The 26,219-nt window shown below is 58.7% G+C and carries 21 protein-coding genes and 1 tRNA gene; 17 read left to right on the top strand and 5 right to left on the bottom strand.

Going from position 1 to position 26,219, the window contains the following annotated elements; translation table 11 throughout:
• Positions 1-85 precede the first annotated feature (85 nt).
• Together hchA and ACK3CV_RS16570 are read left to right on the top strand one after the other, a co-directional pair.
• Positions 86-961, top strand: coding sequence for a glyoxalase III HchA (gene hchA, locus ACK3CV_RS16575; protein ID WP_164140926.1), 876 nt, complete (start codon positions 86-88; stop codon positions 959-961).
• Positions 958-1,686 carry a PA1136 family autoinducer-binding transcriptional regulator gene (locus ACK3CV_RS16570; RefSeq protein ID WP_164140924.1) on the top strand — a complete coding sequence of 243 codons (729 nt, stop codon included), beginning with the start codon at positions 958-960 and terminating at the stop codon, positions 1,684-1,686. Before hchA ends, ACK3CV_RS16570 begins: the two co-directional genes overlap by 4 nt.
• Here the strand turns inward: ACK3CV_RS16570 and ACK3CV_RS16565 are convergent.
• Positions 1,683-2,573 (bottom strand): LysR substrate-binding domain-containing protein, encoded by an 891-nt coding sequence (locus ACK3CV_RS16565; protein WP_164140922.1) that lies wholly within the window; start codon positions 2,571-2,573, stop codon positions 1,683-1,685. The two genes, ACK3CV_RS16570 and ACK3CV_RS16565, sit on opposite strands and share 4 nt — an antisense overlap.
• A 129-nt stretch (positions 2,574-2,702) precedes the next feature.
• Here ACK3CV_RS16565 and ACK3CV_RS16560 point away from each other — a divergent pair, with 129 nt between their 5' ends.
• The 3 genes from ACK3CV_RS16560 (at position 2,703) to ACK3CV_RS16550 (ending at position 8,403) form a co-directional block, all read left to right on the top strand.
• Complete coding sequence (locus ACK3CV_RS16560; protein WP_164140921.1) at positions 2,703-3,275, top strand: hypothetical protein; 573 nt, start codon at positions 2,703-2,705, stop codon at positions 3,273-3,275.
• Between the two features lie 256 nt (positions 3,276-3,531).
• Positions 3,532-6,489, top strand: coding sequence for an AAA family ATPase (locus ACK3CV_RS16555; RefSeq protein WP_141997118.1), 2,958 nt, complete (start codon positions 3,532-3,534; stop codon positions 6,487-6,489).
• Between the two features lie 834 nt (positions 6,490-7,323).
• Positions 7,324-8,403, top strand: a complete 1,080-nt coding sequence (locus ACK3CV_RS16550; RefSeq protein ID WP_164037794.1) for a DUF6602 domain-containing protein — start codon at positions 7,324-7,326, stop codon at positions 8,401-8,403.
• 312 nt (positions 8,404-8,715) lie between these two features.
• Here the strand turns inward: ACK3CV_RS16550 and ACK3CV_RS16545 are convergent, their stop codons facing one another.
• On the bottom strand, positions 8,716-9,636 hold the full coding sequence (locus ACK3CV_RS16545) for an AraC family transcriptional regulator (RefSeq protein WP_033635191.1): 921 nt from the start codon (positions 9,634-9,636) through the stop codon (positions 8,716-8,718).
• Positions 9,637-9,741: 105 nt separating this feature from the next.
• Between ACK3CV_RS16545 and ACK3CV_RS16540 the strand changes: the two genes are divergently transcribed.
• Positions 9,742-10,575 (top strand): oxidoreductase, encoded by an 834-nt coding sequence (locus ACK3CV_RS16540; protein ID WP_164037848.1) that lies wholly within the window; start codon positions 9,742-9,744, stop codon positions 10,573-10,575.
• Positions 10,576-10,672: 97 nt separating this feature from the next.
• On the opposite strand, the gene ACK3CV_RS16535 is transcribed toward ACK3CV_RS16540, so the two are convergent.
• The 3 genes from ACK3CV_RS16535 to dpiA form a co-directional block, all read right to left on the bottom strand.
• Positions 10,673-10,748: transfer RNA gene (locus tag ACK3CV_RS16535), tRNA-Asn, on the bottom strand.
• A gap of 114 nt (positions 10,749-10,862) precedes the next feature.
• Entirely contained in the window at positions 10,863-13,955 is a 3,093-nt protein-coding gene (locus ACK3CV_RS16530) for a beta-galactosidase (protein WP_164140919.1), read from the bottom strand.
• A 102-nt stretch (positions 13,956-14,057) separates the two neighbouring features.
• Entirely contained in the window at positions 14,058-14,744 is a 687-nt protein-coding gene (gene dpiA, locus ACK3CV_RS16525) for a two-component response regulator DpiA (protein ID WP_164037786.1), read from the bottom strand.
• Positions 14,745-15,057: 313 nt separating this feature from the next.
• Here dpiA and citC point away from each other — a divergent pair, with 313 nt between their 5' ends.
• The 11 genes from citC to dhbA all read left to right on the top strand — a co-directional run bounded on the left by citC (position 15,058) and on the right by dhbA (position 26,219).
• Complete coding sequence (gene citC / locus ACK3CV_RS16520; RefSeq protein WP_164037782.1) at positions 15,058-16,128, top strand: [citrate (pro-3S)-lyase] ligase; 1,071 nt, start codon at positions 15,058-15,060, stop codon at positions 16,126-16,128.
• The gene (gene citD, locus ACK3CV_RS16515; RefSeq protein ID WP_019452464.1) at positions 16,128-16,436 is read left to right on the top strand and encodes a citrate lyase acyl carrier protein; all 309 of its coding nucleotides are present in this window, start codon (positions 16,128-16,130) and stop codon (positions 16,434-16,436) included. Before citC ends, citD begins: the two co-directional genes overlap by 1 nt.
• Positions 16,420-17,340, top strand: coding sequence for a citrate (pro-3S)-lyase subunit beta (gene citE, locus ACK3CV_RS16510; protein WP_016927085.1), 921 nt, complete (start codon positions 16,420-16,422; stop codon positions 17,338-17,340). The genes citD and citE overlap by 17 nt, the downstream gene beginning before the upstream one ends.
• Positions 17,340-18,845 carry a citrate lyase subunit alpha gene (gene citF, locus ACK3CV_RS16505; protein ID WP_043147660.1) on the top strand — a complete coding sequence of 502 codons (1,506 nt, stop codon included), beginning with the start codon at positions 17,340-17,342 and terminating at the stop codon, positions 18,843-18,845. Before citE ends, citF begins: the two co-directional genes overlap by 1 nt.
• Before the next feature lie 3 nt (positions 18,846-18,848).
• A complete protein-coding gene (citX, locus tag ACK3CV_RS16500) occupies positions 18,849-19,397 on the top strand; it encodes a citrate lyase holo-[acyl-carrier protein] synthase (RefSeq protein ID WP_164037778.1) in 549 nt (182 codons plus the stop codon).
• A complete protein-coding gene (gene citG / locus ACK3CV_RS16495; protein WP_164037775.1) occupies positions 19,378-20,262 on the top strand; it encodes a triphosphoribosyl-dephospho-CoA synthase CitG in 885 nt (294 codons plus the stop codon). Before citX ends, citG begins: the two co-directional genes overlap by 20 nt.
• A 25-nt stretch (positions 20,263-20,287) precedes the next feature.
• Positions 20,288-21,751: an anion permease gene (locus ACK3CV_RS16490; protein ID WP_033635183.1), complete on the top strand. Its 1,464-nt coding sequence runs from the start codon at positions 20,288-20,290 to the stop codon at positions 21,749-21,751.
• Between the two features lie 146 nt (positions 21,752-21,897).
• Positions 21,898-23,127, top strand: coding sequence for a bifunctional glucose-1-phosphatase/inositol phosphatase (gene agp / locus ACK3CV_RS16485; RefSeq protein WP_033635181.1), 1,230 nt, complete (start codon positions 21,898-21,900; stop codon positions 23,125-23,127).
• 161 nt (positions 23,128-23,288) lie between these two features.
• Positions 23,289-23,990, top strand: a complete 702-nt coding sequence (locus tag ACK3CV_RS16480; protein WP_164037770.1) for a 4'-phosphopantetheinyl transferase family protein — start codon at positions 23,289-23,291, stop codon at positions 23,988-23,990.
• Between the two features lie 179 nt (positions 23,991-24,169).
• Positions 24,170-25,360: an isochorismate synthase gene (locus ACK3CV_RS16475; protein ID WP_033635179.1), complete on the top strand. Its 1,191-nt coding sequence runs from the start codon at positions 24,170-24,172 to the stop codon at positions 25,358-25,360.
• Between the two features lie 100 nt (positions 25,361-25,460).
• Positions 25,461-26,219: a 2,3-dihydro-2,3-dihydroxybenzoate dehydrogenase gene (gene dhbA / locus ACK3CV_RS16470; RefSeq protein ID WP_164037767.1), complete on the top strand. Its 759-nt coding sequence runs from the start codon at positions 25,461-25,463 to the stop codon at positions 26,217-26,219.

The raw sequence follows: 26,219 nt of genomic DNA, 5'->3' as shown, positions 1-26,219 counted from the left end.
TTGCTTGAGGGATATCCCTCATTGCGGCCCCGCCGGCGGTTATTTAAGCTGAAAGGGCAACGTAACGGTGAATATGGAGATAATCATGACTGATTCAGTGTCCAACGATCGTAATCCCACCCCGGATGTGGCGGAAGACAACGCGTTCTTCCCATCACCTTACTCCCTCAGCCAGTACATCTCGTCCAAAACCGACTTCGCGGGCGCCAGCTACCCGAACGCCTATCGCGGCGGCAAGTGGAAGGTGCTGATGATCGCCTCGCAGGAGCGCTACCTGCTGATGCAAAACGGCAAGTTCTTCTCCACCGGCAATCACCCGGTCGAGATGCTGTTGCCGATGCATCACCTGGATCTGGCCGGTTTCGAGATCGACATCGCCACGCCGTCCGGCGATCCGGTGAAGCTGGAGATGTGGGCGTTCCCGCAGGAAGACGACGCGGTCAAGGCCACCTACGAGAAGTACCGCAGCCAGCTCAAGCAGCCGAAAAAGCTGACGGAGGTGGTGAAGGATCTGGATGGCGGCAACTACCTCGGCGTTTTCATCCCCGGCGGCCACGGCGTGCTGAATGATATCCCGTTCAGCGAAGAGGTGAAAAAGACCCTGCACTGGGCGCACGACAACGATCGCTACGTGATTTCGCTGTGCCACGGGCCGGCCGGTTTGCTGGCGGCGGGCATCGGCGAGCGCAAAGAGGATTTCCTCTATCGTGGCTATGAAATGTGCGTGTTCCCGGACTCGCTCGATACCGGCGCCAACATCGACATCGGCTACATCCCCGGCCCGATGCCCTGGCTGGTGGGCGAACGCCTGCGCGAGCGGGGCGTTAAGATCGTTAACGCCGACATTACCGGCAAGGTGCATAAAGATCGGCGCCTGCTGACCGGCGACAGCCCGCTGGCTTCCAACAACCTCGGCAAGCTGGCGGCGGAGACGCTGCTGGCCGACGTCGCCGTGCGATGAGCGACGAGATCGCGCAGCGCGCTTTCCAGACGGCGCTGGCGATGGACCACGAGCGAACCCTGTCCGCCATTCAGGGGCGGGTTCGCGCCTTCGCCGCGCCGTTCGGCTTCGATCGCTTTGTGCTGTTTTCCGCTTCCGCTGCGGCGGAGGCGGGGATCGAGCATATCTATTGGGTCGAAGGCGACTGGTTCGGTGAGGGGGAGGCGGTCGATGCGCTGACCTACGTGCGGCACTGCCCGGTGACCCGCCACATGCTGCGGGCTACCGAGCCGTTTTTCTGGACCAAGACTCGGGCGCAGCAGGGCGAGCGCTACAGGATTGTGCCCGTGCCGCGCGGCGCGGGCCTGCACGGCGTGCAGATCCCGGTGTTCGGCCCGGCCGGTTTGGAGGGCGCCGTCAGCCTGGGAGGCGAGCGCATCGACGCTTCACCGCCGGTGCGGCTGGCGCTGTCGCTGGTGGGCTCGGCGGCCTTTCTGGCGGCGCGGCGGCTGTTCGCACCGGCGGCCGGCGAGGGAGAGGGCCGGCTGTCGGCGCGCGAGCGCGAGGTGCTGAGCTGGACCGCCATCGGCCGGCGGCAGGCGGATATCGCTGCGATGCTCGGCCTGTCTGAACGTACGGTGGAAAACCACCTGCGGCGCATTCGCCAGCGCCTTGGCGCCGCCACCACCGCGCAGGCGATCGGCGTGGCGATCCGCCTGGGGGAGATCGCCCCCGAGCGCCGTTAGCCCACCGCCATTTGCCGCAGCAGCCATTCGCGCAGCGCAATGATATCGGGGCGCTGCGCGGTTTCTTCGGTGGTCACCAGGTAATAGTTGGCGCCGGGTAACGACATCTCGAACGGCGCGGCCAGCACGCCGCGCTGCAACAAATCGCGCGCCAGCAGCCGGCTGGCGATCACCACCCCTTGGCCCGCCACCGCCGCCTGCAGCGCATGCGTCTCGTCGCTGAAGGTCAGCCCGGCTTCCACGTTCAACCCTTCCGGCCCGTAGCGCCGCCGCCAGTTTTCCCAGGTCGGCGAGTCGGCAGGCACCTGCCGATGTTCCACGTGAAACAGCGTTACCCGCTGCAAATCCTCGCTGCGCTTCAGCGCCAGCGCCGGGCTGGCCACCACGATAAAGCGATCCTCATGCAGCAGGGTGCAGTGCAGATCGGTTTCCGGCGTTTCACGGTAGCGGATGGCGACGTCCACGGTGCGCTGGTTGAGATCGACGCGCTCGACGCTGGTGTGCAGGCGCAGATCGATGGCGGGAAACTCCGCCTTGAAATCCGCCAGGCGCGGCACCAGCCAGTGGGTGAGAAAATTGGAGGTGGTGGTGACGGTCAGCGCCGGCGGCTGTTGGGCGCGGGTGATTTGGGCGACGGACTGCTCCAGCGCGGCAAAGGCGCGCTGGGTGCCGGCATACAGGATCTCGCCGGTCTCGGTCAGGCTGACGCCCTGCGCGCTGCGCTCGCACACCCGGCATGCCAGCACCGACTCCAGCAGCTTGATCTGATGGCTGACCGCCGTCGCGCTGACGCCCAGCGCCTCGGCGGCCAGTTTGAAGCTGCGGCAGCCGGCCACGGCGTGGAAGGCGCGCAGCGCGCCCAGCGGCGGCAAACGGGGTATTCTCATGGCTGAGTTATTCTCATCTAAGGCTGAAAACTATGAGTTTGTCTGACCGATTATACAAGAGATAGGCTACCGACCTGTGAACAGGGAAATGAATTTATTTCATCATTTCCACCATGTCGGGAGCTAACGATGAGCCTCTATATCAACAACGGCGCCCTGGGCGCCATGGAACACACGGGAACGGCGGCGAGCGCTCTGGCGCTCAGCGTGCCGGTCGCGGCGGGCGCCTTGCTGCTGAAGACCGAAAGCCTGCTGGGCATCGGCGCAGCGCTGATGCTGCTAACGGCATTGGCGCTGGCGTTTCTCGGCGGCGCCGCACTGGCCGGCTGGCGGCCGCTGCGGAAGCGGCCTGCGCTGGCTATGCTCCGCTACGGTTTTTTGCTGGCGGCGGCGGGGTGGCTATTGACGCTGCTGATGCTGTTCGGCGGCCATGATTGGCCGGCCCTGCTGGCGGGCATCGCCCTCGGCGGCCTGGGGCAGGGCGTGGCCTACCGCACGGCGGTGGGGGAAAAAAGAGCGCTCACCGTGGCGCACCGTTTGACGACGGTGGTGAGCATCGTGGCCGTGGTGGTTGCCGCGTTGCTGATTCAAACCTACGCCGCGCCGGGCGTGAGAGGAAGCTGTTTCGCGCTGGCGCTGCTGGTCGATCTGGCGCTGCTGGGGGCGTTGATGGCGCGGGTTGCGGAGCGGGATGGGGGCTGAGACATTGCGGAGGGACAAGGGCCTGCCTGGGGGACGGGCGGGCCTTTTGGTGTTTGCGGAGATTGTTGAGTAGGTGATCCGCCGGGGCAGTTTTGTGCCAGTAGCGGAAGTTTCTAAAATGGTCTGTACTAACCAAAGGGAAGTATGTCAGCTGTAATTTGCCATGAAAGCAGGATTACTCATAAAAAATGATGTCATCCCTATTTCAGTTGTCTCAGAAAGATGCGATAACAGGTTATAAATTAAACAGAGAAGCATGAGCATTGAGACAAGTGTCACGGATCAAAAATTTTCAATACTCTTATTGGGGCTAAGTATGAGCAGAGAAAAGGCTTTCGAAAAATTCAAGGAAGTTCAGGAACGGTATATTGCTCGAAAAGATACTCTTTTTGAAGCAAATGAAGCTGAAAGCCGCTTACTGGTGATAGATGAGATCCTAAATATACTGGGTTGGAATAAAGAAGAATTTACGCCGGAAGCGTATTGCAGAACAGCGGGGTATGCCGATTATATACTGAGTACGGATAGAACGCCTCGCCTTGTGGTTGAAGCAAAAAAAATCGGCGTGACCTTCGGACTCCCCAAAAACACCCTAACCTTAAACGAATACTCTGTCGCCTATCTTAAAAAAGCATTCAATAAAAAAATCTCTGAGGTGATCGATCAGGCACAAAGATACTGTGTCGAAAAAGCGGTTCAATATGCATTGATCACAAATGGTGCAGAGTGGTTTGTTTGCCCAATGCTGCCAAAAGCAGGTAAAACAACTGACTCAATGAAAGGCGTTTATTTTGGGAATATCTTTGGAGATGAGTTTTCATTTGATCTCATGTATAACCTCATCTCTAGGGATAGCACAGAAAAGAATAATCTGGACAGCTATCTCTCAGAACTGAACCATGTACCGTCAGAAGTGTGTTACATGCTAAAAGATCATGTCCATGATTTCATTTGGGATAGCAACAAAGACAATCAATGGATTGATGATTTTTATGAAAACTTTTTTTCCCAGATAACAGAAAACAATCAGCGAAAAATGCTAGAGCACTGCTTTGTCAGTGACTCTAAGTTGGATCAGTTTAAAGGGGAAATAAAAAGAGCGTTAAAAGATTCAAAACCCAGTTTTCTTCCTAATGATGCGTTAGACCTCTCACCTTCTGAAGGTAAAGAATTCATCCTGGAGCATCATACTGGTAAAGTTATCATCATTACTGGTGCCGTTGGATGTGGAAAGACCACTCTGGTAACTAAATGTTTAGTAGAAGCAAGACAGCAAAAGAACATATATGCAACCCCGATCATCATAGATTTGATAAATGACGTATCAAAACATAGCATTGATGTGAAAAATATCGTATTCAATTATCTACATGACAAGATAAAAAACGAGTATGAAAGCGAGTTTACATTAGATGAACTACGCATCACGTTTGCTCATGAAATTAAAGTGTTAAAAAACGGCCCCTACAAAGATATATTTGCCAAAAACTCAGAAATGCTTATGGTCAAAGAAGCTGAACTACTGGAGAGGGAAAGCGCCAACCGGCAGAATCTAGTATTAAAAATATTCCAAAAGCGTGTCAAGGAAAATAAATCCGTTATTATTGTGATTGATAATGTCGACCGGGCTTCTGAGTCTTTTCAAGAGGAAATTTATGCTTTATCTCATTTAATAACCCAAGCATCGGGTGCAACAGTCATCATCACACTCAGGGAATTCACCTTCTTTAAGAATAAAGATAAAGGCTTTCTGGACGTTAGGCCAGAAGACAAGATCATTCATCTCAAATCACCGGACTTTAACAAACTAATTTCGACTAGGATAAAGTATATTAAAGAGTGTCTGAACGAAGACTTTAGGATTAGAGACTGGAGAAAAAAATATCAGCTTCAAGATTTCTTAGATAAAATGAATTTCTACGCTGATGTGCTGAGGAAAAATCTTCAATTGTCAAATGAGAGCATGCCAATTCTAGAAATATTATCTTCCGTGTCTTGGCATAATATCAGAAACTTTTATCAATTGATTAAACACGTACACTACCAATTGGGAAACGAGTCAGCATGGCGTAAAAGGGATGTTATCTCCACACTCACCTACCATCCCGATCACACGGAAAAAGCATATATACCGAATGTTTACCTGCCCTATCAAAACGTAAACCAGTGTTATTTCCTGAAGTTAAGAATACTCTATTTTCTGAATGATGCTGTTTCCCCCGGCGAAATTGCAAAAGGAATTAGCCTTGAAAGGATAATCCGATTTGCATCACTTTACGGGTATAAAAAAGACTGGATTAGCAAAGCAATTGAGAGTTCGGTTAAAGAAAGGATTATTGAATGTATTGAACTACCCTCTGACAGTGACTTCAACATAGAGTACACTGTTAGCTCAGTCCATACATTTCGTATATCGCCTTTAGGCACTTGTTTGATACTCGACATCTGTCATACATCAATTTACCTGTCGTTAACATCTCTTTATTTGCCTTTCCATGAAAAAAAGCCCTATAACGAAGCAAAACAAGAACTCACCAGACTGATTAATGCGATTTATAATGATAAGAGTATCAACACCAATCATGAAATCATTGATCTAGTCGAAGAAAGTCAGATACCAGTTATAATATCAAAATATTTGTCATCAGAGTATTTAAGAGAAAAACTGACTTTATCATTATTGAGAACTCAAACAGACGTACTCTTAACCGAAAAAAGCATAAACCGACTGGTGGCATCGTTCAGTCGTAACATAGGTAACAACGACGAGTTTACCGCTAACCGTGAGAAAAGTGATCACGGTAATTTATCCTTCGATTTCGGTGATGGAATTGAAAAAAACAGTATATCCGGTGAAGAGATAGACATCCCACCTTCATTCAAGCCATTATCTCTTGAAAATGTCATGTCCTGCGGAAGTGAGTATATCCCTCTCATCTTTGTCGCCCTAGTGATACGTTCCTATCTTGGTTTTGAGACCAGCATTGGTACAGAGATTACAGAAACAATTAACGATTACATAGTAAATGATGACAATAAAAAGTATACAAATAATGTTTCACGCGCGCTGCGTTCTAACTCTCTAATCAAACAGAAATGGTTATTGATTAGGACGGATTTGCATCCTAAGTTCAGGAAGTTTTCACTGAGCAGTACTTGGCAGTCAGAATGGATTGAAATATTCGGTGAAGAACCACCAGAAATCGAAATTTGACGCGGGGTCTAAGGAGCAAATTGTGCAATTAAACTGTAAAAGTGAAATTTAGGATAAGTCGATAGTAGACCAATTGACCCACTTCCCGTGGATCCCAACGTGACAACGTTAGTATTACAACCATGTGCGAACTTCCACTCCTCGCTCAAAGCTGCCAGTCAGATATTTTACATTCTTCGCAAGAGAGGATTGACATTCAGAAATGCGCAGATCCCGCCGAGGTCCGGGGTGGTAGGGGACACGTAGTGAAGCCTTCCACCTGTAAGGCGCAATTGGCTTTGACCTTTGGATGTTTTGTTTTCCGAACGATTTTGCTTTAACAAAGTCTAGTAAGTTACACTTGTCTTTAAAAGTGGCCCGCCGGGGGTATTGCGAAATGCCCCGCCTAGCTAAGGGAATGAGGGTGGTGTTTGGCGAACTACGCTGCAAAAAACTGGTGGAAATGGGAAGCGTTGCCAGTGCGTTGCAACGCTGTTACAGAGAGCAGGAGATGCCTAACGCTGCTGCTGAACGTACACCAAAAAATGAATACGATGTGTGTCGAATCGACAGATCAGGCAATGGACAGATTACGGGATTTACTATCCTGCGTTACGGAGCCGTTTAAGGGATTGCATCAAGACCAGATGCAGGAGATTTTTCGTATGTCTACGATTTTCCAGCAAGAGAATCGAGGGCGCGAGCTAGAAAAACGAATTAAAAGTGAAATTCATAAAAAATCTCGTAGTTATAGTGACTTTGAACGCTAGTTATTTATATATACAGCACTTAATAGTCTGGGTAGATCACAAGTTATAAAATCGGGAATAATAAAAAACAGGATGGAGCATTGACATGAGCATTATCTCAGAAAAAATAGCATCTAGAATAAAAACATTAAAGCAAGAGTTTGCTGTAAATAAAAACGTAGAACACCAGGGGGTTAAGGGTGGTTTGAATGAAGTAGAGTTGATAAAAATAATAAAAGACGTCATTCCAAGAAAGTATGAGATTTCAAGAGGTATAATTGAGAACTCGCATGGTGAGCAATCAAATGAAAGTGATATTATTATTTATGATAATGAAATCTTACCACCATATATAAATAACGACCTTGCCTTCGTTCCTATGGAAGCAGTTAGATATAACATTGAGGTTAAATCAACTTTAACAGCGAAAGAGCTAGAGACAACAATTGAAAAATTTAGAAAATTTCGGTCAATTGGTGGGAAGTCTCCTACCGTTCTATTTGCATTTTCAAGTAATGCCAAGAAAAGCGAACTGAGCAGATATTATGATAACGATACTAATTTCTTGGCAAATCCAGCCATTAGCGTACTCTGCATTTCTGATAAGTGTTACTACTACAAACATACAGAGATTAAATATTTAAAAGACCACCTTAGCAATTCTGATATTCTTAAAAGTTTCATGGGCGATGATAATATAAAAATGTCAAACTTCCCAGATATTATTCAAGACACTTTAAAAAATAATGATTTTCTGTCTGGTTTAACGATATCTCAATTTGCTTTATTATTGCAATCTTCTATTCAAGCCAATAAAATAGTTTCCGATTTTGATACGGGGAAAATTACAATAAACGGCATTAATTTTAATGAAATAACTTTTAAAATACACCAATGGATTGGAGTTGAGTGCAACGATAATGATGTTGAGTTATCACTTTTTTCTGGAGTATCAAATACATTATCTAAAGAATCATTTGGTAATTACTTACTTAACGAAAGGAAAGCTGATCCCAAGGTTTTTTCGATATGCTGTGAGGATATGTGGGGTAATTTAAGTTGTCAAAAATTTGATAAAAACGGTCTAGGTGACGACTTTAAAAATTTCAGTTTCAGTTTTGAAAGCTCAGCTGAAGAAAGTAAAATAACATTTTACTTTAAACAAAACTCACCACAGGAAGAATAAAACCCGCACAAGACGGGTACTGTCGGCCACCAGATGGATTATACCATTTAGCCCTGTATGACGCTGGGGCCGCTTTTCAATGCTCTTTTGTTATTACTAGCAGTACCCTTCCTGATAAACTGGGGGGGCAGGCGATAAGTTTTGCTCCGCCCAATCCTCGATCCTTATGTGAGCATCCCGGTAGCAGTACCATTCACTTTTGAGAGTATATAGTAAACAAGGTCCACTCCTCGCTCATAGCGGACTTTCTCCCCAAGTGCTGGTCCGCCTGGTGCCAGAAGCGAACTATAGTTTCGCCATACCGAACAAGCCTCAGTGCGACGAAACAAATACCGAGGCAGGCTGCGCGGGCGGAATGGCGAAGTTACGCTGCATGCGTTTTATCTCCTCTGCCGGTGGCAGGCCAAACAGACGTTTGAATTCGCGATTAAATTGCGATGGGCTTTCATAGCCAACGGCGTAACTCGCGGCGGCGGCGGTGATTTGTTGGCGCACCATCAGCATCCGTGCCTGGTGCAGGCGTACCGATTTCACATACTGCATCGGCGGCATCTTCGTTATCGCTTTGAAATGGCTATGAAAGGTCGGCACGCTCATGCCGGCCTTCATCGCCAGCTGCGTCAGCGTTAGCGGCTCCGCGTAAGCGGCATGGATGTGCTGCAGCGCTTTACCGATTTTGCCAAACTGGCCCTGCAAGGCCAGCGCGGCACGCATGGCGTTGCCCTGTGCGCCTGTCAGCACGCGAAAATAAAGCTCACGCAGCCGCGTCGGGCCGAGGATCGCCGCCTCAAGCGGGTCAGCCAGGACTTCAAGTAAGCGAAGAACGGCCATTTTTACCGCGCCGTCCATGGGGCTCGACATCATGCTTTGCGGCGCGACGGGAGGATGCGGGGCGCCATGCTGTTCAATTTGCAACATCAGTTCAGCGGCAAGCTGAAAATCCAGATGCATATAAATCGCCAGCAGCGGATGTGCTGCCGACGCATCGGTTTCCATCACAAACGGCACCGGCACCGAAACCGCCAGGTAGTGCTGCTCATCATATAAATAGGTCTGCTGGCCGAAATAGCCGCGTTTGCTGCCCTGACAGACAATCACGATCCCCGGATCGTAAAGCACCGGCGTTCTGGCAAGCGGGCGATCGGATCGCAAAATTCGCACATCAGGTAGGGCAGTGAGGTTGTATCCCTCTTGCACCGCAAGTCTATTCATCAGGGCAATCATGTCGTACATCCCACCACCTCATAAAATCAGGCAAGAAAAAGAGAAGATACGGCCTAAAAATGCGGCAGTACAGAGAATACCATGCAACCTTCATGGTTCATGGGAGTTCTTTGTATGGCATCTGCAAAAACGATTTTAATCACCGGCGTCAGCAGTGGCTTTGGCCAGGCGCTGGCGCGGGAAGCCCTCGCCGTAGGGCATCGGGTTGTAGGGACGGTGCGCAACAGCGAAGCACTGCAGGCATTCGGCGCGCTCGATACGCAGCGGGCTTTTGGCTATCTGCTTGATGTCACGGACGTTGAACGTATTGATGAGGTGGTTGGAGAGATAGAGTCCGCCGTCGGCCCGATAGATGTGCTGGTGAACAATGCCGGTTACGGCCATGAAGGCATACTGGAAGAATCCCCGCTTGCAGAGCTGCGCCGCCAGTTTGACGTCAATGTGTTTGGCGCGGTGGCGATGATCAAAGCCGTGCTGCCGGGCATGCGCCAGCGCCGTCGCGGCCACATTATTAATATCACCTCAATGGGCAGCTTCATTACCTTACCTGGTATCAGCTATTACTGCGGCAGCAAATTTGCACTGGAAGGGATATCAGAAACGTTAAGCAAAGAGCTTGTCCCGTTCAACATACACGTGACCGCAGTAGCGCCCGGCTCGTTTCGGACGGACTGGGCCGGGCGCTCAATGGTACGTAGCCCTCGCCGTCTCCCGGACTATGAGGCGTTATTTGAACCTGTTCGTCAGGCGCGTCAGGAAAAAAGCGGCAAGCAACTCGGCGATCCCGTGAAGGCGGCTCACGCCATGCTGGCATTGATCGAGAGCCAGACCCCACCCACGCATCTGTTGTTAGGCAGTGACGCATTAAGTTTGGTGCGGCAAAAGCTCGAGGCGTTAGGTAAGGAAATTGAACAATGGGAGCAACTTACCCGTTCAACGGATGGCTGACCGGTTTCGGATAGAGAGTGTGTAGGGGATCATCGATTATGATCCGCCCAACAGCAAAAAGCCCGCTCAGGTTTCCCTGAGCGGGCTTCTCTAAATATGGCTCCTCTGACTGGACTCGAACCAGTGACATACGGATTAACAGTCCGCCGTTCTACCGACTGAACTACAGAGGAATCGTTGGAACGGGGCGAATAATAGCGAGGCGCCGTCGGCATGTCAAAGGCGGATTACACATTCTGTGACTGTTTGCTTACAGAATGCGCAACCCGTTGAGTTTTTTGGCAGATTTAGCTCTCGGGCGCCCGCTGCAGGCGCAGCTGATAGCGGTAAACGCCGGCGGTGAGCAGGTAATCCCGGTGTACGCTCGGGCTCCAGGAATCGTCGCCGCCCACCCCCATATGGAAGCCGTCCAGATGCAGCCAAGTGCCGGCTTCCGGCTGCAGCAGATGCTGGTGGCTACAGGCCATCAGCTGTTGCAGTCCGTAGCGGCTGAGCGAGAAATGGAAGCGGCCGTCGATGCGCCAGCCGCCGTAGCGCAGGCTGCGGGTGCCGCAGCGCAGGCCGTTCTCGCCGGGGAAAATATACGGCGTGTGCAAATCTGCCAGCGGCAGGCGCCAGCGCCCGTACTGCGCGGCCAGGCGGCGATCCGGGTAATTCTCGTGCGGGCCCAGGCCCAGCCATTCCGCGTGCGGCTGCACCGTCGCCAGTTGGCAGTGCAGGCCGATGCGCGCCGGCGGCGGCAGGGCGTCGGCTACCTCGACCTCCACGCTCACGTTCACTGCGCCCAGCGCATCGAACAGCCACTGTTTGCGGCTGAGCAGTAAAATCTGCCCGTCCACGCCGAACTGGTGTTCGCTCACCACCTGCACGCCGTTTTGCAGCGCATCGGCCTGCAGCCGCGTGCAGCGTTCCTCCAGCCGGTACAGGCCCGCCAGCTTCCAGCGTTCGACCCAGGCGTTGGGATCGATACGGTCCGCCTCGCTGACGCCGATGTCGTTATCGATCGGCGCGCGCGCAAAGCCGTCGCGCAGGGGCGTCAGCAGCTGCGGCTGCTCATTCTGCCACCACTGCGTCAGGTGGCCGCTGCTGCGCTCGAAGCGCCAGCGCTGGTCGCCGTGGGTGAGGGTCAGCCCCTGATCGTCTTCAATCAGCGTTGGCGGCACGCCCTGCGCCGGCGGCGGCGGGGCGGGATGCAGCGCGCGCGGCACCCGCCACTGATCCCAGGCGCAGCGGTGGTGCGCTTCGGACCAGTCGGTGGCCTGCGGCTGCACCACCTCCACGTTCAGCCACAGCTCGCCGGGCTGATGCAGCATCGGCAGGCGATCGAGCAGGGTGAAGCGAGCGCTGCCCTGCGGCGGCAGCGCCAGATCGAAGCTGCCGCTGGCGCGCTCCACGCCGTCCAGCTCCAGCCGCCAGTTGAGCTGCTCGTTGTCGGTGTGACGGAACAGGTAATCGCTGGTGACGGTCAGCGCCAGCGCGGCGGCGTCGAAGGCGAAGCGGAACAGCTGCTGCGCCCGCTGCGCTTCGAACAGCGCCGGGTGCGGGGTGCGATCCGCGAACACCAGCCCGTTCAGGCAGAACTGGCGATCGTTGGGGGTATCGCCGAAGTCGCCGCCGTAGGCCCAGAACTCTTCGCCCTGGGCGTCGCGCTTGATCAGCGCCTGATCGACCCAGTCCCAGACAAAGCCGCCCTGCAGGCGCGGATGTTCGTGGAACGCGCGCCAGTAGCGTTCAAAGCCGCCGAAGCTGTTGCCCATCGCATGGGCGTATTCGCACAGGATCAGCGGCCGCTGTTCCTCCGGCAGGCCGATCCACTTACCGATCGCCCATTTGGGCACCGCCGGGAACGGCTGATCCTGATCCACCCGCGCATACATCGGGCAGATGATGTCGGTGGCGGCGGTGTCGGCGCCGCCGCCTTCATATTGCACCGGGCGGGTCGGATCCTGGCTTTTCACCCAGCGGTACAGCGCATCGTGGTTCACGCCGTGGCCGGACTCGTTGCCCAGCGACCAGATAATGATGCAGGGGTGGTTGCGATCGCGCTGCACCATGCGGGTAACGCGCTCGCTCATCGCCGGCAGCCACAGCGGATCGTCAGCCAGGCGGTTCATCGGCTGCATGCCGTGGGTCTCGATATTGGCTTCGTCCACCACGTACAGCCCGTAGCGATCGCACAGCCGATACCACAGCGGGTGGTTGGGGTAATGCGAGCAACGCACCGCGTTGAAGTTGTGCTGTTTCATCAGCAGGATGTCGTGGCGCATCGTCGCCTCGTCCATCACCTGGCCGTGGCGCGGATGATGCTCGTGGCGGTTAACGCCGCGGATCAGCAGCGGTTGCCCGTTGAGCTTCAGCAACCCGCCGCTGATGTCCACCTGGCGGAAGCCGACGTCATAGGCCTCCACCTCGATAATCTCCCCCTCGGGCGAGAGCAGGGCGACGGTGGCGCGATACAGCGCGGGCGTTTCGGCGCTCCACAGCGCCGGGCGTTCTACCGGCAGCCGCAGCGTGACGCGATCGTCATAGGCGCCGCGCTCGTCCACGATCTCGCTGCCGAGCGGCTGGGTGCGTTCGGCCACCCGCGCTGTATCGCGCCACAGCTGAACCTGCACCTGCAGCGTGCCGGGCCGGCTGGCGCGCGCCGTCACCACCAGTTCGCCGCGGGTAAAGCTGTCATGCAGCGGCGTGGTGATGCGCACATCGCTCAGGTGCGTGGCGGGTTTGTGCAGCAGGCTGACGTCACGGAAGATGCCGCTCATGCGCCACATGTCCTGATCTTCCAGATAGCTGCCGTCGCACCAGCGCAGCACCATCACCGCCAGCCGGTTTTCACCCGGCTGCAACCACGGGCTGAGATCGAACTCCGCCGGCAGGCGGCTGTCCTGCGAATAGCCGACCCAGTGGCCGTTGCACCACAAATAGAACGCCGAGTTGACGCCGTCGAAGATGATGCGCGTCTGGCCGGTGGCCAGCCAGGCCGGATCGACGCTGAAGGTGCGCGAGTAGCAGCCGGTCGGGTTGTCTTCCGGCACGCGCGGCGGATCGACCGGGAACGGGTAGCGCACGTTGGTATAAATCGGCGCGTCGTAGCCGGCGAGCTGCCAGTTGCCCGGCACCGCCAGCGGGGCGGCGTCCGGCAGATCCTGCTGCAGCCAACTGTCCGGCGCCGCCTCTGGGCGCGGGAAATAGCTGAAGCGCCACTCGCCGTTCAGCGACCTGCGGCTGGCGCTGGGGGCATCGTCGCGCGCGTCTTCCACCGTGCGCCAGCTGGCGAACGGCGGGTGGGCGTCCAGCCGGCGGTAGTGGGTGCAGGCCGGGTTTTGCCAGTCACGGCGGGCAAGGATCTCGGTCAGGGAAGCAAGGGGCGCAGCGGGCATCGGCGATCGTCCAGTCGGCTAGGTGATGCTCACCAAGATGCTGACCGGCGCATAAAAAGTAAAGCGGTTACACGCAACCTTGCAAGGGCGATCAAATAACCGCTAATGCGGTTCGCCGGCGCGGTAGATCCGCTGCGGGCGGCCGACCTTGCCGTAAATGATCTCGGCGCGCAGCTGCTGCGCGGCGGTGCAAAACTCCAGATAACGGCGCGCGGTGGTGCGGCTGAGCCCCAGTTTTTGCGCAACGCTTTCAGCGGTGTGGCGCGCGGCGGGTTCGGCGAACAGCGCGCGAACCTTGCCCAGCGTCAGCTCGTCGATGCCGGCGGGCAGCGCCGCCTGCTGTTCGCCGCGGGCGTAGGTGTTGAACATCTCGTCGATACGGCGCTGGTTGAGGCGCGCTTTGTCCTTCAGCGCTTCGCGGCGCTGGCTGAAGCGCTGCAGCGTCTGGCTCAGCCGGTCATAGGCCAGCGGTTTGATCAGGTAGTCGAATACGCCGTAACGCAACGCCTCGGCCACGGTGGCCATGTCGCTGGCGGCGGTGATGAACACGATGCCGCCGCGATACCCGCTCAGCGTCAGTTCGCGCAGCAGGGTGATGCCCTGGCCGTCGGGCAGAAAGTTGTCCAGCAGGATCAGGTCCGGCTTGAAGCGCTCGGTCATGGCGCGCGCCTGCGCCAGGGTGCCGGCCAGCCAAATCTGGCGGCAGCCGCCGTTCTGGCGGATAAACTCCGCGTGCATTTCCGCCAGCGGCGTTTCGTCTTCAACGATCAGGATGTTCAGCCATTCCATAATGAAACCTACTATTGCAATCAAGATGCTAAATAAATGTAAGTAAATTGCGGCGCCAAATAAAGATTATCTCAATAATAAACACCATAAGATTAATTAAGCAAATAAAGAACATTAAATAACTTATTAACCGGAATCGGTTTGTGAAATAGGTCAATAATCGGCGTTTTTTTTCTGTTTACCATTAATTTATCGAACGCGCAGTCGCGTTTATCTGCATGGTTTTTAAGGTTTTAATTACCCTTGTCGATGTTAATTAAAATGCCTTTTTGTATTTAATTTGTTGTTTGCCAGTTAACCCAGAGAGCGTGTTATGTTAGGCGATGCCGTATTTAATCGGGTAAAGCGATCGGATCATAAAGCGATTTCGGAAATAAGCGCCTTCTTGCGCAGTAACGATCTGAATATCGACACCACGGTTGAAATATTTATTACCGTTACCCAGCACGACAAATTGGTCGCCTGCGGCGGCATCGCCGACAATATTATCAAATGCGTCGCCATCAGCCCGCTGATGCGCGGCGAAGGGTTGGCGCTGGCGCTGGCGACCGAGCTGGTGAACCTGGCCTACGAGCGCCACCACACCCAGCTGTTTATCTACACCAAGGTGCAGAACGAGCCGCTGTTCCGCCAGTGCGGTTTCTACCCGATCGCCACCGTGCCGGGCATCGTGGTGCTGATGGAAAACAGCCCGTGCCGCCTGAAGCGCTACGCCGCCCAGCTGGCGAGCCAGCGCCGGCCGGGCAACACCGTCGGCAGCATTGTGATGAACGCCAACCCCTTCACCCGTGGGCATCAGTATCTGGTGCGTCAGGCGGCCAAACGCTGCGACTGGCTGCACCTATTTTTAGTGAAGGAAAACACCTCGCGCTTCAGCTATGAAGACCGCCGCCGGCTGGTGCTGGCCGGCACCGCCGATATCTCCAACCTCACGGTACACGAAGGCTCGCAGTACGTGATCTCGCGCGCCACCTTCCCCTGTTACTTCATCAAGGATCAGGGCGTGGCCGACGACTGTTACACCGAAATCGATCTGAAGATCTTCCGCCAGTATCTGGCGCCTGCGCTGGGCATTACGCACCGCTTCGTCGGCAACGAGCCGTTCTGCGCGGTGACCGCGAAATACAACCGCGACATGCGTTACTGGCTGGAAACGCCGGCGCTGCCCAGCCCGCCGATCGCGCTGGTGGAAATCGAGCGTTTGCAATATCAGGGCACGGCGATCTCCGCCTCCTGGGTGCGCAAGCTGCTGGCGGCGGGGGACTTCCACGCCGCCGCGCCGCTGGTGCCGCCGGACACCCTGTACTACCTGCAGGATCTGCAAACGCAGCGCCGGGCCAAGGCGGCCCCGCATCCTTTTGAGTCCGCACAATCAGGTGAATGATGAAAATTATCCGAGAAGCAATGGCCGGCACGCTGGAATCCAGCGATGTCATGGTGCGCATCGCGCCCGCCGAGGGGCCGCAGCACGATCTGTTGATCGCCAGCAGCGTGGAAAAACAGTTCGGCGCGGCGATCCGCCACACCCTGCTGGAGGTGCTGCAGCGCTATGAGGTGGAGCCGGTGCAGGTGATCGTCGACGACAAGGGCGCGCTGGACTGCGTGCTGCGCGCCCGGCTGGAAACGGCGCTGATGCGCGCCTGCGAGGGCGGCCAACTGCCGTGGGAGGCGAAAGATGAAAACGCTGAATAAAACCCGGCTGCGCCGCAGCATGTTGTTCGTCCCCGGCGCCAACGCGGCGATGGTCAGCAACGCCTTTATCTACCAGGCCGATGCGCTGATGTTCGATCTGGAAGACTCGGTGATTCTGCGTGAAAAAGACGCGGCGCGCCGGCTGGTGTACCACGCGCTGCAGCACCCGCTGTACCAGGAGGTGGAAACCATCGTGCGCGTCAATGCGCTCGACTCCGCCTACGGCCTGGCGGACCTGCAGGCGGTGGTGCGCGGCGGCGCGGACATTGTGCGCCTGCCGAAGACCGACAGCGCGCAGGACGTTGTCGACATGGAGCGCGAGATTGCCGCCATCGAAGCGGCCTGCGGGCGGCCGGTCGGCAGCACCGGGCTGCTGGCGGCGATCGAATCGGCGCAGGGCATCACCAACGCGGTGGCGATCGCGCACGCTTCACCGCGTCTTATCGGCATCGCGCTGGGGGCGGAAGACTATGTGCGCAACCTGCGCACCGAGCGCTCGCCGGAGGGCATTGAGCTGCTGTTCGCCCGCTGCTCGCTGCTGCAGGCGGCGCGCGCCGCCGGCATTCAGGCGTTTGACACCGTCTATTCCGACGCCAACAACGAAGCCGGCTTCCTGCAGGAAGCGGCGCTGATCAAACAGCTCGGCTTCGACGGCAAATCGCTGATCAACCCGCGCCAGATTGAGCTGCTGCACAACCTGTACGCGCCGACCGCCAAAGAGGTGGCGCACGCGCAGCGGGTGGTGGACGCCGCCGAAGCGGCGGAGCGGGAAGGGCGCGGCGTGGTGTCGCTCAACGGAAAAATGGTCGACAGCCCGGTGATTGAGCGCGCCCGGCTGGTGCTGGAGCGCGCCGCGCTGTCCGGCTTACGGGAAGAACCGGCGCAGCACGGGGAGGAAGCATGATGAACCGCCAACAACGATTGATGACCTTCGCCAACCCGGCGGATCTGCCGGGCTATCAGGACGTCTCCAAAGCCAATCTGCAGGCGCGCAAACCGCGCGATCTCAAGCTGTGCGACTCCTTGCAGGAAGCGGTGCGCCGCAGCGGACTGCAGGACGGCATGACCATTTCCTTCCACCATGCGTTTCGCGGCGGTGATTTGACGCTCAATCAGGTGATGGAGACGCTGGCGGCGATGGGGTTCCGCAACCTGACGCTGGCGTCCAGCTCGCTGACCGACTGCCATGCGCCGCTGGTTGAGCATATCCGCCACGGTGTGGTGAGCCGCATTTACACCTCCGGGCTGCGCGGCCCGCTGGCGGACGCGGTTTCGCGCGGCCTGCTGGCGGAGCCGGTGCAAATTCACTCGCACGGCGGCCGGGTCAACCTGATCGAATCCGGCGAGCTGAGGATAGACGTGGCCTTCCTCGGCGTGCCGGCCTGCGATGAGTTTGGCAATGCCAACGGTTACAGCGGTGAAGCCTGCTGCGGCTCGCTCGGCTATGCGCGGGTGGACGCCGAGGCGGCGGGCACCGTGGTGCTGTTGACCGAGCAACTGGTGCCGTATCCGCATCATCCCGCCAGCCTGGCGCAGGATCGGGTGGATCTGATCGTGCAGCTGGAGCGGGTGGGCGACGCCGACAAGATCGGCGCCGACGCTACGCGCATGACCTCGAACCCGCGCGAGCTGCTGATCGCCCGCCGCGCCGCCGAGGTGATCGCCGGTTCCGGCTACTTCACCGAAGGCTTCTCGCTGCAAACCGGCACCGGCGGCGCCTCGCTGGCGGTGACCCGGTTCCTGGAGGACAAGATGCGCGCCCGCGGCATTCGTGCCGCGTTCGCCCTCGGCGGCATCACCTCGACCATGGTGGATCTGCACGAGAAAGGGCTGATCGGCAAACTGCTGGACGTGCAGAGTTTCGATCGGGCGGCGGCGACCTCGCTGGCGCGCAACCCGCGCCATATCGAAATCAGCGCCAACCAGTACGCCAACTTCAGCTCCAAGGGCGCCTCTGTTGATCGGCTCGACGTGGTAGTGCTGAGCGCGCTGGAAATCGATACCGGCTTCAACGTTAACGTGCTGACCGGCTCCGACGGTGTGCTGCGCGGCGCGTCCGGTGGCCACTGCGACACCGCCGCTGCCGCGCGGCTGGCGATCATCGTTGCGCCGTTGGTGCGCGGGCGCATCCCGACGCTGGTGGAGCAGGTGACTACCTGCGTCACGCCGGGCTCCAGCATCGACATTCTGGTGACCGACCACGGCATCGCCGTCAACCCGGCGCGGCCGGAGCTGGCGCAGCGCCTGCGGGAGGCCGGCCTCGAGGTGGTGAGCATCGACTGGCTGCGCGCCCGCGCGCTGCAGCTGACCGGCGAACCGCAGCCGATCGCCTTTACCGACAAGGTGGTGGCGGTGGTGCGCTACCGCGACGGCTCGGTGATCGACGTGGTGCATCAGGTGGCGGAGTAGCCGATGGCCGCCGTCGATCCCCAACTGGCCGCCGAACGCGCGGTCAGCCTGCCGGAGTTGCTCACCAGCCGCGAATGCCGCCAGGCGCACCAGCAGGCGTGGCTGGCGCAGCACCAGTGCACGCTGCTGGTGCTGACGCTGGTGGTGCCCGGCCCGGTGAAGGACAGCGCGCTGACGCGCGGCATCTTCAATCTGGGGTGGGCGGCGCTGCTGCGGCTGTGCGCCGAACAGGGTTGGCCCAGCCCGCAGGCCGAGGCGCTGGCGCTCGCCACCGGCTGCGAAGGGTTTGTCGCGCTGCGCGCCGATGCCCAGCGGGTGAAGGACTGCGCCATGCAGCTGGAGGTGAGCCGCCCGATCGGCCGGCTGTGGGATATCGACGTGCTGGATACGCAGGGGCGCATTTTGTCGCGCCGCGACATCGGCCTGCCGGAACGGCGCTGCCTGCTGTGCGGCCAACCGGCCAAGATCTGCGCCCGCCAGCGGCGGCATAGCAGCGAGCAGCTGCTGCATGAAATGGAAAGGATGTTCAACGATGCGATCTCTGCCGATTAACCTGCCCGCCCACCGTGCCGAACCGGCCTGCGACTTCGCCCGCGCCGCTTTCCGCGCGCTGCTGGTGGAGGTCAACCTTACGCCCAAACCGGGGCTGGTGGATCGCCATAACACCGGCGCCCACCGCGATATGGATCTCGGGCATTTCTACCGCAGCGCCCGCGCCATCGGCGTGTGGCTGCCGCGCTTTATCCAACGCGGGCGCGAAGACGCCGCTTTGCCGGCAGAGCAGCAGCTGGCGCGGCTGCGGCCGCTCGGCCTGGCCTGCGAAAACCAGATGTTTCGCGCCACCGGCGGCATTAACACCCATAAGGGCAGCGTGTTCTCGCTCGGGTTGCTGTGCACCGCCTTCGGCCGCCTGCAGCAGCAGGGGCGCGCCATCGGCGCAGAGGCGCTGTGCGCCGAGGTGGCGGCGATGTGCCGGGGGCTGGTGGATCGCGAGCTGCGGCGCAACAACGCCGGGCAGACCGCCGGCCAGCGGCTGTTCGCCGCGCACGGGCTGAGCGGCGCGCGCGGCGAGGCGGAGGCCGGTTTCCAGCTGGTGCTTGACGGCGCGCTGCCGCTGTATCGGCAACGGCTGGCCGCCGGCGGCGACGAACAGCGGGCGCTGCTGGACAGCCTGCTGTGGCTGATGGCTCACAACGACGACACCAACGTCGCCTCGCGCGGCGGCCTGCAAGGGCTGCGCTGGCTGCGGCGCCGGGCGGCATTGCTGCTGGCGCAGGGCGGCTCGGCGGGGGAAGCGGGCCTGGCGCGCCTGCGGCGCTTCGATGCCGACTGTATCGCCCGCAACCTCAGCCCCGGCGGCAGCGCCGACCTGTTGATAGTGACCTGGCTGCTGGCGCAGCTGGGTGCCCAAGAATAATAACCAAGCCTTCAGGAGAGTCCCTATGTCCCAAACCCAGGAAAAGATCTGGAAAGCGATAGCGCCGCTGGCGGTGCTCGCGATCCTGTTATTGATACCGGTGCCCGACGGCATGCCGCCGCAGGCGTGGCACTACTTCGCCATCTTCGTGGCGATGATCGTCGGCATGATTCTGGAGCCGATCCCGGCCACCGCCATCAGCTTTATCGCGGTGACCGTCAGCGTGCTCAGCGCCAACTGGGTGCTGTTCGGCGCGCAGGAACTGGCGGAGCCGGGCTTCAAGGCCGGTAAAGAGGCGCTAAAATGGGGGCTGGCGGGCTTCTCCAGCACCACCGTCTGGCTGGTGTTCGGCGCCTTTATCTTCGCGCTGGGTTACGAGGCCACCGGTCTGGGGCGGCGCATCGCGCTGTTCCTGGTGAAGTTCATGGGCAAGCGCACGCTGACGCTGGGCTATGCGGTGGTGATCATCGATATCCTGCTGGCGCCGTTCACGCCGTCCAACACCGCGCGCACCGGCGGCACGGTATTCCCGGTGGTGAAAAACCTGCCGCCGCTGTTCGATTCTTTCCCCAACGATCCCTCTTCACGCCGCATCGGCGGTTACCTGATGTGGATGATGGTAGTCGGCACCAGCATCAGCTCCTCGATGTTCGTCACCGGCGCCGCGCCGAACGTGCTGGGCATCGAGTTCGTCGGCAAGATCGCCGGGGTGCACATCAGCTGGATGCAGTGGTTCCTGGCGTTCCTGCCGGTCGGCCTGCTGCTGCTGATCGTTGCGCCGCTGATCTCCTACTACCTGTACAAACCGGGCGTGACCCACAGCAGCGAAGTGGCCGCCTGGGCGGATACCGCGCTGGGGGAAATGGGCAAGCTGACGCGCAAGGAATACACCCTGATCGGCCTGGTGCTGCTCAGCCTGTGCCTGTGGGTGTTCGGCGGCAAAGTGCTGGACGCCACCGCGGTGTGTCTGTTGGCGGTGTCGCTGATGCTGGCGCTGCACGTGGTGTCGTGGAAAGAGATCACCAAATACTCCAGCGCCTGGAACACGCTGGTTAACCTGGCGACGCTGGTGGTGATGGCCAACGGCCTGACGCGTTCCGGCTTTATCGACTGGTTCGCCCAGACCATGAGCACCCACCTGGACGGCTTCTCGCCGAACATGACGGTGGTGGCGCTGGTGCTGGTGTTCTACTTCGCCCACTACTTGTTCGCCAGCCTGTCGGCGCACACCGCCACCATGCTGCCGGTGATCCTGGCGGTCGGCAAAGGGCTGCCGGGCGTGCCGATGGAGCAGCTGTCGATGCTGCTGGTGCTATCGATCGGTATCATGGGCGTGCTGACGCCGTACGCCACCGGGCCGGGGGTGATCATCTACGGCTGCGGTTACGTGAAGTCGAAAGACTACTGGCGCCTGGGCGGCATTCTCGGCGTAGTGTACATTGCTGCGCTGCTGCTGATCGGCTGGCCAATCATGAGCCTGTGGTACTGAGTTGAAGCCACGCGGCCACCGCCCGGTGGCCGCGGTTACGATCCTTTCCCGTGAACCCTGTCACACACTTGTCACACTAACCCCGCCATCATACTCGGGCAAACGCTAACACCTTAAAAATAATCATTTTCCGGGAGCCTCTGCGGATGAGAAAAAAAACGTTATTGCTGTGCCTGCCTTTGTTATTCACCGGGAACGCGCTGGCGGAAGCCGGCGGTTATCAGCTGGAACAGGTGCTGGTGATGAGCCGCCATAACCTGCGCGCGCCGCTGGCCAACAACGGCAGCGTGCTGGCGCAGTCCACGCCGAAGGCCTGGCCGGCCTGGGAAACGCCGGGCGGCCAGCTGACCACCAAGGGCGGGGTGCTGGAAGTGTATATGGGGCACTATTTCAACGCCTGGCTGAAGCAGACCGGCCTGTTGCCGCAAGAGGGCTGCCCGACCGCCGGCAGCGTGTACGTCTACGCGAACAGTCTGCAGCGCACGGTGGCCACCGCGCAGTTCTTCAGCAACGGCGCGTTCCCCGGCTGCGACGTCGGCGTGCATCATCAGGACAAAATGGGCGAGATGGATCCGACCTTCAACCCGATCATCACCGACACCAGCGAAGCCTTCAACCAGCAGGCGCTGGCGGCGATGAACGCCGCGCTGGGATCGCTGAAGCTGGACGCCTCTTACCAACAGCTGGCGAAGATCATCGACTACCAGGATTCCGCCGCCTGCAAGACCGACAAACACTGCGACCTGAGCAAAGAAGCCAGCGTGATGAGCGCGGTGCCGGGCAAAGAGCCGGGCGTCTCCGGCCCGCTGCGGGTGGGCAACTCGCTGGTGGACGCCTTTATGCTGCAGTACTACGAAGGTTTCCCGATGAAAGAGGTGGCCTGGGGCAAAATCGCCACCCCGCACCAGTGGCAGCAGTTGGCGCAGCTGAAAGACGGCTATCAGGACTCGCTGTTCACCTCGCCGGTGGTGGCGCAGAACGTCGCCAAGCCGCTGCTGACCTACATCAACAACGCGCTGCTCGGCGAGCGCAAACCGGACGCGCCGAAGCTGACGGTGCTGGTTGGCCACGATTCCAATATTGCCTCGCTGCTGTCGGCCATGCAGTTCCAGCCGTATCAGCTGCCGCAGCAATACGAGAAAACGCCGATCGGCGGCAAACTGGTGTTCCAGCGCTGGCGCGACGCGCAGAACGACCGTGAATTGTTGAAGATCGAGTACGTCTATCAGTCCACCGAACAGCTGCGCAAGGCGACGCCGCTGACGCTGCAAACCCCGCCGCAGCGAGTAACGCTGGCGCTGAAAGGCTGCCCGGTCGACAAAGACGGTTTCTGCGCCTGGAGCGATTTCGAGAAGACCATGAAAGGCATCTTGTAATGCCCAGCCTCTCTCCCGAGCGCGGGGGAGAGGCCTCTCCCCATCCCGGCTAACGCGCCGCCACGCAGGCCTTAACGCCATTTATTTTGCCCAGGGTCATTGTTGCAGGCCGTTTCGGGGGCTAACATCATCAGCCTGCCTGTTTATCATGGATACCGCCGTTGCCCACTTTTATCCGCAATATCGAATTTTTCACGCCGGACGGCTATCCGGGCCAGGTGGCGCGCTGCCATTTTGCGCTGGCGGAGTATCGCGACGACAGTTTTCCCGAGGCGGGTTTTGCGCTGCCGGATCATCTGGCGCGCGCGGTGCCGAAGCGCCGCGCGGAGTATCTGGCCGGGCGTGTTCTGGCGCGGCAACTGTTGGCGCCGCTCGGTTTTGCCGACTTCACCCTGGCGCGCGGCGAAGATCGCGCGCCGCAGTGGCCGCCGGGCATCGCCGGGGCGCTGAGCCATAATTCGGATACCGCGCTGTGCGCCGTGCACCGCGAGAGCGGGCTGGGCGGCGTGGGGCTGGATGTGGAGACGCTGCTCTCCGACGTGCGGGCGGAGGAGTTGTGGAGCGCGATCGTTTCCCCGGCGGAGCGCGAGGCGTTGCTGCGCGAGACGCTGCCGTTCAACGAACTGCTGACGCTGACGTTTTCCGCCAAAGAGAGCCTGTTCAAGGCGCTTTATCCGCAGGTGCGCTGTTACTTCGATTTTCTCGATGCGCGCATGATCGCCGTGGATATACAGCGGCAGACGTTTGTATTAGCGCTGCTTAAGACGTTGACGCCAAATTGCCCCGCCGGCCGCCGGTTTAGCGGACGTTTTTGGCGTGAAGGTGACGATGTCACGACTTTTATCTTTTCTAAAACCCAATAATAACAGTGTGTTATTTCTTACTTTGCCGTAACGCAGGTTTGCCGCGGCGGGCGGAAAGATTCATTCATCGGAGATTGACCCACGCTGGGGATCCGGTGTAATTTATCCTCCTTTTACAGCTAATGATAATTATTCGCATAAACATTATCATTGGTAAGGCGCAACAAAGGAGTGGTCTAGTGGCGACACTGACGACAGAAAACCAAACCTTCCCCGGGTTTGTGTACGCCGAACAATCGACCTTTTTGTACCGGTCCGAATTCCGTTCCCTCTCCGCCGATGGCGTGTTCGAGCGTATCGAGACGCCGGCGTTCGGCGGCGAGCAGGAAGGCAGCGCGCTGGCGCAGCATATCCGCCAGGCGCTGGCGCGCGCCAAAGCTGCCGGCCAGGAGACGCCGGTGGTGGTGGGCGCCATTCCGTTCGATACGCGCCGGCCTTCCAGCCTGTACGTGCCTGAAAACTGCCAGTTTGTCGCCAACGACAGCTTTACCCGCGCCGCGCGCCCGATGCTGCAACAGCCGCATCGCCTGGCCGCCTGCACCAGCATTCCGGACGAGCCGCGCTTCAAGCACGCGGTGGCGGAAGCGGTCAGCCGCTTTAAACAAGGCAAGCTGGACAAGGCGGTGCTGTCGCGCATCCTCGACATCGAGCTGGAGCAGCCGGTGGCGGGCCACCAGATCCTCAATAACCTGATGGTGCAGAACCCGACCGGTTACCACTTTTCCCTGCCGCTGGCCGATGGCGGCGTGCTGATCGGCGCCAGCCCGGAGCTGCTGATCCGCAAGCAGGGCGGCGAGATCCACACCAATCCGCTGGCGGGCTCGGCGCGCCGTCAGGACGATCCGCAGCAGGATCGCCTCGGCAGCGAGCGCCTGATGCGCTCGACCAAAGACAAATATGAACACAAGCTGGTGATCGACGACATTCGCCGGCACCTGGCGCCGCTGTGCGCCAGCCTGAGCGTACCCAGCGGCCCGTCGCTGCTCAGCACCGGCACCATGTGGCACCTGTCCACCCGCATTCGCGGCGAGTTGCTGAACCCGAATCTCAACGTGATGCAACTGGCCTGCCTGCTGCATCCGACGCCGGCGCTGTGCGGCTTCCCGACCGAGAGCGCCCGCCAACTGATCGCCGATCTGGAACCGCACGATCGCGGCCTGTTCAGCGGCATTGTCGGCTGGTGCGACGCCAACGGCGACGGCGAGTGGGCGATCGTCATCCGCAGCGGCCTGCTGCGCGGCAACCGGGTGCGGCTGTTCGCCGGCGCGGGCATCGTCGCCGCCTCGACGCCGCAGGCCGAGTGGATGGAAACCGCCGCCAAACTGGGCACCATGCTCAACGCTTTCGGCCTGAACAGCGGCGCGCTGTAGGCCTCTTTGCGGCGCAGTGCGCGCCGCGTCATACGCTTTCGCAGGAGACAACGATGAACAACAACATGACCCGGCTGTGCGCCCGGATGGCGGTGCGCGCATGAGCATTCAGATGGATTTCACCGGCAAACGCGTGTGGGTGACCGGCGCGGCGCGCGGCATCGGCGAGCAGATTGCCCGGCATTTTTTGACGCAGGGCGCCGAGGTGGTGGGATTTGACCGCGAGTTCGCCAATTCGGATCTGCCTTACCCCTGCGTGACGCTGGACATCAGCCGGCCGGAGCAGGTGGAGGCGGTGTGCCGCCAACAGCTGGCGGAGAACCCAAAACTGGACGTGTTGGTCAACGCCGCCGGCATTCTGCGCATGGGCAATACCGAAGATTTGAGCGTGGATGACTGGCATCAGTGCATCAACGTCAACGCCTCGGGGGCGTTTTACCTGTTCCGCGCCGTGCTGCCGCACTTCAAGGCGCAGCGCAGCGGGGCGATCGTCAGCATCGGCTCCAACGCTGCGCACGTACCGCGCACGCAGATGGCGGCCTACTGCGCCTCCAAGGCGGCGCTGACCAGCCTGAACCACTGCGTGGGGCTGGAGATGGCGCCGTTCGGCGTGCGCTGCAATCTGGTGTCGCCGGGCTCGACCGACACGCCGATGCAGCGCGGCATGTGGCAGACCGATGATGCGCAGCAACGTACCATCGCCGGCTTCCCCGAGATGTTCAAGCTGGGGATCCCGCTGGGCAAAATCGCCCGCCCGGATGAGATCGCCAACGCGGTGTTGTTCCTGGCCTCCGATTTGGCCAGCCACATCACCATGCAGGACATCGTGATCGACGGCGGCGCCACGCTGGCCGCCTGA

This window comes from Serratia sp. TSO36, from assembly GCF_057808395.1.
The sequence above is the reverse complement of the archived record's forward strand: the minus strand, read 5'-3'. Positions and strand labels throughout refer to the sequence as shown.